Annotated in this window: 7 protein-coding genes; 4 read left to right on the forward strand and 3 right to left on the reverse strand. The window is 76.7% G+C overall.

The window, feature by feature from the left end; all coding sequences use genetic code 11:
• Window positions 1–114: 114 nt before the first annotated feature.
• The 3 genes from ACFV4F_RS19695 (at window position 115) to ACFV4F_RS19705 (ending at window position 4347) form a co-directional block, all read left to right on the forward strand.
• Complete coding sequence (locus tag ACFV4F_RS19695) at window positions 115–1851, forward strand: Ig-like domain-containing protein (RefSeq protein ID WP_380504042.1); 1737 nt, start codon at window positions 115–117, stop codon at window positions 1849–1851.
• 226 nt (window positions 1852–2077) lie between these two features.
• Window positions 2078–3334 carry an SPFH domain-containing protein gene (locus ACFV4F_RS19700; protein ID WP_380504015.1) on the forward strand — a complete coding sequence of 419 codons (1257 nt, stop codon included), beginning with the start codon at window positions 2078–2080 and terminating at the stop codon, window positions 3332–3334.
• Window positions 3331–4347 carry a C40 family peptidase gene (locus ACFV4F_RS19705; RefSeq protein ID WP_380504018.1) on the forward strand — a complete coding sequence of 339 codons (1017 nt, stop codon included), beginning with the start codon at window positions 3331–3333 and terminating at the stop codon, window positions 4345–4347. The genes ACFV4F_RS19700 and ACFV4F_RS19705 overlap by 4 nt, the downstream gene beginning before the upstream one ends.
• A gap of 62 nt (window positions 4348–4409) precedes the next feature.
• Here ACFV4F_RS19705 and ACFV4F_RS19710 read toward each other — a convergent pair whose 3' ends face one another.
• From ACFV4F_RS19710 to ACFV4F_RS19720, 3 genes are all read right to left on the reverse strand, one after another.
• Window positions 4410–6602, reverse strand: coding sequence for a hypothetical protein (locus ACFV4F_RS19710; protein WP_380504021.1), 2193 nt, complete (start codon window positions 6600–6602; stop codon window positions 4410–4412).
• A gap of 57 nt (window positions 6603–6659) precedes the next feature.
• Complete coding sequence (locus ACFV4F_RS19715) at window positions 6660–6965, reverse strand: hypothetical protein (RefSeq protein WP_380442827.1); 306 nt, start codon at window positions 6963–6965, stop codon at window positions 6660–6662.
• A 128-nt stretch (window positions 6966–7093) separates the two neighbouring features.
• Window positions 7094–8059 carry an aldo/keto reductase gene (locus ACFV4F_RS19720; RefSeq protein WP_380442829.1) on the reverse strand — a complete coding sequence of 322 codons (966 nt, stop codon included), beginning with the start codon at window positions 8057–8059 and terminating at the stop codon, window positions 7094–7096.
• 153 nt (window positions 8060–8212) lie between these two features.
• Between ACFV4F_RS19720 and ACFV4F_RS19725 the strand changes: the two genes are divergently transcribed.
• On the forward strand, window positions 8213–8410 hold the full coding sequence (locus ACFV4F_RS19725) for a hypothetical protein (protein WP_380504023.1): 198 nt from the start codon (window positions 8213–8215) through the stop codon (window positions 8408–8410).
• The last annotated feature ends 100 nt before the right edge of the window (window positions 8411–8510 follow it).

The raw sequence follows: 8510 nt of genomic DNA on the forward strand, positions 1-8510 counted from the left end.
TACGGGGGCGCCGCACCGTCCCTCGGCTGCCCGGCCGCGGCCGCTCTGGGACGATAATACCGGCTAACCGTCCCGGGGGCCGGCGGCGCCCCGCCGGCGACCCGGGCCGGCTGGATCGACTGGGACCACAGCGGGCGCTTCGACCCGGCCCACCGGGTGCAGGCCGAGGTCCAGCCCGGTACGGCCACCGCGACCCTGGAGTGGACCGTCCCCTCCAGTGCCGCGAGCGGCGAGACCTGGGCCCGGCTGCGGATCGCCCGGGACCCGGCCCAGCTGATCGCCTCCGGCGGCTTCGCCGACTCCGGGGAGGTCTCCGACCAGCGGATCAAACTGACCGTCGGGGCCGCCCGGCCCGAGATCGCCGAACCGGTGGACGGCACCGCGACCGCCGACGTCCGGCCGCGGATCCGCGGTGAGGGCGCCGTCGCCGGGGCCTCGGTCGAGGTCCGTGAGGGGGACGCGGCGCTCTGCCGGGCGCGCGTCGAGCGCGGCGGCGACTGGAACTGCCGCCCCGGCGACGCGCTCGCCGCGGGCCGGCACAGCCTCACCCCGGTCGAGACCACCAGCGGTGGCGTGGTGCTGCGCGGCGAGCCCGTGCGGCTCACCGTCAAGACCGCCCCGCCCGCCGCGCCCGTGCTCACCCTCCCCGAGTACACCAACGACCCCGGGCTCCAGCTCACCGGCACCGGCGAGGCGGGCGACACCGTCTCGGTCGGCGACCAGCCGGCCGGGGTGCGCGGCGGGTCCGCCGGGGACCTGTGCAGCACCACGGTGCGCACCGACGGCGAGTGGTCCTGCCTGCCGGTGGAGAACCTGGCGGACGGGCGGCACCAGCTGACCCCCGTCGCCGTGGACGCGGCCGGCAACCGGATGGCGGGCAAGGCCGTGGCGCTCGTCGTCACCACCGTCCCGCCGGACAAGCCGGTGCTCACCGCGCCGGCCGCCGGCGAGACCGTCCGCACGGCGCGGCCCAGGCTCGCCGGACGGGCCGGGACGGGCACGCGGGTGCTCGTCACCGCCCAGGCGGGCGGGGCCGCCTCGGACGGGCGGGTGGTCCTGTGCGGGGCGGCGGCGGCCGTCGACGGGAGCTGGACCTGCACCGCCAACCGGGACCTGACGAACGGTGAGCAGGCGTTGACCGTCACGGCGACGGACCTGGCGGGGAACGCGGCGGCCGGGGATCCGGTGCGGGTCCGTGTCGTGGCGGCGCCGGCTCCGGCGGCCGGTCCGGTGGCGCCCAGCCCCGTTCCGCCGAGTGCCGCGGTGCCGAGTCCGGTCGGGCCGTCGCCCTCGGCGTCGCCCGGCGCGGTCAGGCCGAGTCCGAGTGCGGCGGGCTCACCGAAGCCATCCGTTTCGGCTTCGGTTTCGGCTTCGGCTTCGGCGTCCAGGCCTGCGGTGTCGGCGGTTCCGTCGCCCTCGTCGAGCCCGTCGGCGACCGCCGAGGAGGTGTTCGTACCGGCGCCCGCCGGTTTGCTGCCGGTCTTCGTCCCGGTGGTCGCTCCGCCGTTCGTGCCCGCCTCCGACGTCTCCGTCCCGCCGTCCTCGACGGCCGTCCCGTCGCCTTCCGCTGTTCCGTCACCATCCGCAGCCGCGGAGGCCGGGCCGAGCCGGGCCGTCACCGCCGCGCCGCTCCCGGCGGACGCCGCGCAGGCGCCCGCCGGGAGTGCCCGGCCGCTGCCGGCACCGCCCGCCGCTTCATCCGAGGGGGCGGACGGCTCCCAGGCGGCGGCCCACGAGGCCGGGCCCGCCCGGTGGCGCACCGGGCTGGCCGGCGGCCTCCTGCTGCTCGCCGCGATCGGGCTGATCACCCGCCGGGTGTTTGCCCGCGGACCGGGTGCCCGACGGCGCTGACCTGCGCCGGAACGTCCGAGACCACACCAACGGCCACTTGACATCACCCCGACCGATCGATCATGTGTCTGCGCGTCAGGTCGACTTCGGACGATTCGTCAGGAAATGTCGACACACGACGGATCAAATGTCGCATTTGATGACGTATGAACTTAGCCTGACTCTGGCACTGCCCGTCAGATCCGGGCCGCCCGTTGCGCGACACACCGACCCCGAGGATCCGTGCATGGACGTCACCCGCGATTCTTCGCAGCGACCCGACCACCTGCCCACGACGTTCCCGCCGGTACTGCCGGAACGTTCCGTCAGCGGCGCGAGTGCGCTGGCCAAGCCCGCCAGGACGGCCGCCGCGGCCGACGGCGGGGAGGCCACCGCCCCCCTCGCGGTCGTCCCCGGGCCGGCCTTCGGCAGAGCCGACCCCCGCGACCCGCTGGAGGCGGCCGCCGCGGAGGCCGTCGAGCTCCCGGACGCCACCCCGGCCGGCGGCATCGTGGCCGTGACCTCCCGCCGCCCCCCGCGGGCCGACCAGGCGCTGCGCGAGCACGTCGCCACCGTCCTGCCGGGCTGGTCGGCGCTGTTCGCGGTGCTCGTCGGCGTCGCCGGCGTCCTCGCGGTGCTCCTGCACGACGGAGTCGTCCCGTACTGGGACGCGCTGCCCGACCTGCGCGGCACCGCCGCGCGGGAGAGCGGCCGGACCGAGGTGGACGTCCTGTCGGTCGCCGCGGTGGGCGCCGCCGGGCTGCTCGTCGTCTACGCCCTCGCCGGACTGCTCGCCAACGCCGGCGGCGAGACCCGGGTGCTCACCCGGTGGGGCCGCTACCGGGGCACCGTCCGCCGTGCCGGCCTCGTCTGGGTCAACCCGCTGCTGCGCCGCCGCCGGGTGGACGTGCGGCTGCGGCACTGGCGCAGCGAGCCGGCCAAGGTGGTCGACCGCACCGGCACCCCGATCGTCGTCCGGCTGCTGGTCGTCTGGCGGATCAAGGACACCGCGCGGGCGCTGCTGGCGATCGACGACCACGAGGGCTACCTGCGCGAGCAGATCCAGGCGGTGCTCACCCGCACCGCGTCCACCCTGCCGTGCGACAGCAACGCGGCCCCCGGGCCCGCGCTGCGCGACGGGCAGTGGTTCGCCGACGAGCTGACCCGGGCGCTGGCCGCCGAGGCGGCCCCGGCGGGCCTGGAGGTGTACTCGGTGCAGCCGCTGGCGCTGGACTACGCGCCCGAGGTCGCCGAGTCGATGCGTCGCCGCCGGCTGGCCGACCTGGACGCGGGTCTGCGCACGGTCCTGGTGGACGACGCGGTCGAGGCGGCGGCGCTCGCCGTCCGCCGGCTGGAGCGCGCGACGGCGCACGAACTGGACGAGGCCGCCCGCAGCGCCCTGATGGAGCAGCTGTTGGTCGCCTTCGTCGCGCCGGCCGGAGTGGCCGCCTCGGTACCGTCCCCGGCCGCCCGGGCCGGGAGGAAGGAAGGACGACCCGCATGAGGATAGCCACCGGCGCGTACGCCGGCCCCGGGACCGCCGTCGCCGACGTCGACGCCGACTTCGGGACGATCGGCTTCGAGGAGAGCCTCGGCAGCATCCCCGCGATCGCGGGCTGCGGCTGCCCGAACTGCGCGGCCCGTCCGCGCACCGCCCGCTCCGGGGCGGCGGCCGGGGGCAGCCGAATACACCGCGCCGTGCGAAGTACCTGCCTGGCCACCACGGTGCTGGCGGGCGCCGGCGTCGTCGGTCTGACGGCCGGCGCCGGATCCGCGCACGCCGCGGCCGGCAAGCAGGGCTGGGACGGATCGCGGTACTGGTTCAAGAACTCCGGCGGCGAGTGGCGCTGGACCGGCCACTACGACGTCTACGCGAGCCGCACCGGCCAGTCCGCGAAGCCCGGCAAGTCCGGTGGCTCCGGCGGCTCGGCCGACACCGGCGGACGGTCGTCCGGGTCCAACGGCCAGGCCGCGTCCGCGGGGCTGCGGCAGGGCTGGGACGGGGAGCGGTACTGGTTCAAGAACTCCGGCGGCGAGTGGCGCTGGACCAGCCACTACGACGTCTACCTGAACCGCACCGGCCGGTCCGGCGACTCCGGCCCGGCGCCGTCGCGGCCGTCCTCCGACGGCGGCTCCTCCGGGAGCGCGTCCTCCGGGAGCACGGAGTCGGCCGTCGACTACGCGCTCGCCCAGCTGGGCAAGCCGTACGTCTGGGGCGGTGACGGGCCGTCCGGCTACGACTGCTCGGGACTCGTCCAGCAGGCGTACCGGCGCAGCGGGATAAGCCTGCCGCGGGTGGCCGACGACCAGTACGCCGCCACCACGCCGATCGGCGCGGGGCAGCTGCGCCGCGGTGACCTGGTGTTCTGGTCGGACAGCGGGCGCGCCTCGGGGATCCACCACGTGGGGATCTACCTGGGCGGCGGCACGTTCGTGGAGGCGCCGCGGCCGGGCAGGACGGTGCGGATCTCGACGCTGAACGCGGGCTATTACCCGACCCACTTCGGTCGGCCGTAGTACGGCCGGCTCCGGGCCCCCGGCGGTTCGTACCGCCGGGGCCCGTCGCGTTCCCGGTGGGGTCAGCCCCCGGAGCGGCCGAGGGCCGCGGCGGCGTCGGTGCGGCCGGTGCCGTAGACGGCGCGCAGCTGCTGCTTGTCCCAGTCGGCGGCGAGGCCGTCCGGGTCCGGGTGGCCGTGTTCGCGCCGCCACTGCTCGACCATCGCGGTCACGCCCTCGTGGCCGGTGCGGCCGTCCGGGCCGGTGAGGGTGTTGCGCTCGATCCGGCCGGCCGCCGCGGCGTCGATGGCATCGAGGGCGCCGCTCTGCCAGTCGGCGATGCCGGCCGCCAGGACCCGCCGGGTCAGTTCGCCGAGCCCGGGGCCGGGGACGAGCTTCAGCGGGGCGTCGAGGCCGGTGTACAGGCCCTTGGCCTTCCAGGCGGCGACCTTGGCGGCGTCGTCGCGCTGGTCGAGCACCGCGTCGGCCTGGACGGCGTCGAGCACGCCGAGGGCGACCGCGGAGTTGGCGAGCAGCCCCTTCCACTCCGGCTCGGAGGTGCCGGCCGGGAGAGCGCCGATCCGTTCCGCGATGTGCGTCAACTCGGCCTGCTGGACGAGGTGGTGGGCCTCCGGGAGGTCGGCGAGGCCGCGCAGGGCGCGGATCAGCGGGCCCTTCTCCACGGCCATCCGGACCTCGCCGGTGCGCTCGTCGGTCCACACGCCGGCGGCCGCGGCGGCCGCGTGGTCCTTGGCGGAGCGGCTGGTGCCGGAGAGGACGGCGTGGGTGTCGGCGGCGTAGTCGGCGAGGGCCGCGGCGACGGGGGCGTGCAGGCCGGGCGGGAGGTGTTCGCGGCCGATGCCGGCGTCCAGCAGGGTCATGGTGTCCCGCATCACCCGGGCCTGGGCGGCGCTGTGGGCGTGGAACCCGTCCGGGTGGCCGCCGGTCGCGGCGGCCTGGACGGCGAGGCCCAGCGCGTGGTGGCCCCGGACGTGGGCGCCGGCCACCAGCTCCTCGGGCCAGCGGCGCTCGCGCAGCAGGTAGGCGAGGTGGTCGCCGCGCCGCGGGTCGCCCGGGTCCAGGAACGCGGTGGCGGCGGCCGGGTGGTGGGCCAGGGCGGCCAGGAAGCCGGTCACCGGGTCGCCGCCGCGGCCCTCGCCGAGGTGGTCCCAGGCGGGCTCGGTGCCGTCGGGGCACCACAGCAGCTGCGGGGGCACCCTGGCGCCGCGTTCGGTGGCCAGCAGGCCCTCGCCGTAGGCGGCGAGGAAGCCGGGGGCGTACCGGCCGGAGCGCAGCAGGGCGCTCATCAGGTGGTAGCCCGTCGGCATCGGGCCGCCGCCGGCGCGGGCCAGTTGCTTCGGGCCGAGGCGCAGGACCTCCTGCTCCCAGGTGCGCATGGCCGGGTCGGTGCTGTGGGTGGCGGTGCCGAGGACGGTGCCGAGGGAGGACTGGAGGCGGCGCAGGGCGTCCGCCCGCCCGCCGGCCGAAGTGGCGGACAGCGCTGGGTCGTTGAGGTCTCGCCAGAGTTCGAGGGCGGGGCGCGGGCCGAGTGTGGTGGCGAATCCGGCGGCGAAGGCGGGGTCGTCGGCGTGGGCGGAGAGCAGGGCGTCGAGGCGGGTCAGTTCGTCGGGGGTGAGCGCGGCGCGTTTCGCCGCCAGGGTGAGGGCGGCGCCGAGGTCCGCGCGGGCCTGCCGGGCCTGGGCGAGGGAGTGGCAGCCGTCCGGGCCGAACGGGCGGTTCCCCGGGACGGGCGGGGCCGAGCGCAGGGCCCAGGCGGCGGCCTCGTCGGCCTCGGTGGCGGCGCGCCGGGCGGACTCGATGCGGCCCGCCAGCTCGGCGATCACGCGGTGGCGCTCGGGGAGGAAGACCGACCGGTACTCGGGCTGGTGACGGGCCGACTCGTCGTCGTGCAGCGGGTGGACGTCCGTCACGGCGCCGGTGGGGGAGACCCGGAGGTGGGCGGCGGGGGCGTCCTCGTCGGCCAGGCGGACGAGCTGTCGCTGGGCGTCGGTGAACTGGCCGGCGGCGTCGGCCAGCAGGGTGCCGAGGTCGGCGGACTCCTGGCTCGCGGCGGTGAACTGGCCCGCCACCTCGGCGATCAGCGCGCGGGCGGCGGTGGCCGCCTCGCCGTCCCACCCCTCGGCCAGCGGGCCGGCGATCTCGCCGTCGAGCCGGTCGCGCAGGCCGAGGTAGCGGGCGCGCAGGGCGGTCCACTCCTCGGCGGCGGTGGTGAGGGCGTCGAGGCGGGTGGAGCGGACGGTCTCGTAGCTCAGCACCGGCCGCTCCCCGCCGGGCGGGAGGCCGAAGCCCGGCACGGGCGGGGTGGCACCGCGCTACTCCTCGGCGTCCGGGCCGCGGTCGGTGGCGGCGTACGCGGCGCCGGTGGTGCGCAGGCGGTGGGCGAGGTCGTGGAGGATGCCGCCGAAGGCGGCCACCTGGTCGTCCCAGCGGTCGGCGCGGGCGCGGAGTTCGGCTCCGGTGCGCCAGCCGGCCAGGGCGGCGTGCGCGCCGGCGGTGCGGTCGCGGGCGGGGTCGTCGGCGGTGGTGAGGCCGGCGTGGAGTTCGTCGACCGTCCCGGCGTGGGCGGACAGGTCGGACGGGGAGACGGCGAAGCCGTTCCGGGCGGGTTGGTCGGGCACATCGGGCCCCCGGGTTGCGGTGGGTCGGTCGGGCTCGAACCATGGTGGCCCGGAAACGGCCGCGGGCCGCGTGTCACCACCCGTACGGGCGGCGCGCACGTGGCCCGCGGGGGCGCGCGGTGGTGCCGTCAGGCGGACGCCTCGTCGAGCAGCGCCGTCTGTTCGGGGGTGAGCTCCAGCGCGGCGGCGGCCAGCAGCGGCGGGAGCTGCTCGACCGTGCGGGCGCTGGCGATCGGGGCCGCGACCGTCGGGCGGCCCGCGAGCCAGGCGAGGGCGACCGTGCCGAGCTCGACGCCGTGCTCGGCGGCGACCACGTCCAGCGCCTTCAGCACCCTGGGGCCGCGCGGGTCGTCCAGGTAGCGGGCGGCGCCCTCGGAGCGGGCGCTGGCCACGCCGGGGCCACCCGGGCGGTACTTGCCGGTGAGGAAGCCGGAGGCCAGGGCGTAGTACGGCACGGTGGCCAGGCCGTGGTCGGCGACCACGTCGGCCAGCGGGCCCTCGAAGGTGCCGCGCGACACCAGGTTGTAGTGCGGCTGGACGGCCACGTACTTGGCCAGGCCCTCGCGCTCGGCGAAGGCCAGCGCCTCGGCGAGCCGCTCGGCGCCGATGTTGGACGCGGCGACCGCGCGGACCTTGCCCTCGCGGACCAGCTCGTCCAGCGCGGTGACGAACTCCTCGACCGGGGTGTCGTCGTCCCGGTGGGTGTAGTAGAGGTCGATCCGCTCGACGCCCAGGCGCCGCAGCGAACCCTCCGCCGAGGCCTTGATGTTGGCCGCGCCCAGGCCGCCCGCCTCGGGGTGCATGCCGACCTTGGTGGCGATCACGACGTCGTCGCGGTTGCCGCGGCTGCGCACCCAGTTGCCGATGATCGTCTCGGACTCGCCGCCGGTGTTGCCCGGGGCCCAGGCGGAGTAGACGTCGGCGGTGTCGACGAAGTTGCCGCCGGCCGCGGCGTAGGCGTCCAGGACGGCGAAGGACTGCTCCTCGTCGGCCGTCCAGCCGAAGACGTTGCCCCCCAGGGAGAGCGGGTGGACGCTGAGGTCGGAGCCGCCGAGCCGGATCCGGCGTGCGGCATCACTGTGGTTTCCGGTCATGGACGCAGTCAACAGGATCACGCCGTACGGCATTCCGGGCTTCGGGCGGTCTTCACGTGGTCGTCGTACCGCCGTTGCGCGTGCGGGTGGTCCGGGGCCGGACCGAGGGTCCGGGGTGTCGGGCCGGGTGCCGGATTCGTTAGAGTCCGTGCCATGGCTGACAACGACTACGACCCCGCCGGCAGCACCCAGATGTTCCGGGCGTTCGTCGACGAGACCCCCGCGCCGCAGAGCCCCGGCTCCGTCTCCACTTACGGCCGCAGCAGCGGCAACCGCACCGGCGTGATCGCGCTGATCGCCGTCATCACCCTGGTCGTGCTGGGCGGAGTCGTCTGGCTCGCGGTCAAGTGACCTTCGCGCGGGTGACCCCCGTCCGGGTCACCCGCCCGACCGGGGGGCGGGGGGGGCGGCGACGCATGGGGGTGAGCCCCGCAGCAGGTGGAGCGTAGTG

The organism is Kitasatospora sp. NPDC059722 (genome assembly GCF_042733235.1).
In the GTDB taxonomy this organism is placed as follows: domain Bacteria; phylum Actinomycetota; class Actinomycetes; order Streptomycetales; family Streptomycetaceae; genus Kitasatospora.

What these genes read in the sequence shown, in the direction of transcription:
- ACFV4F_RS19720 (WP_380442829.1), bottom strand. Translation starts at nt 8,059, where the DNA reads ATGACCGGAAACCACAGTGATGCCGCACGCCGGATCCGGCTCGGCGGC.
- ACFV4F_RS19705 (WP_380504018.1), top strand. Translation starts at nt 3,331, where the DNA reads ATGAGGATAGCCACCGGCGCGTACGCCGGCCCCGGGACCGCCGTCGCC.
- ACFV4F_RS19725 (WP_380504023.1), top strand. Translation starts at nt 8,213, where the DNA reads ATGGCTGACAACGACTACGACCCCGCCGGCAGCACCCAGATGTTCCGG.
- ACFV4F_RS19700 (WP_380504015.1), top strand. Translation starts at nt 2,078, where the DNA reads ATGGACGTCACCCGCGATTCTTCGCAGCGACCCGACCACCTGCCCACG.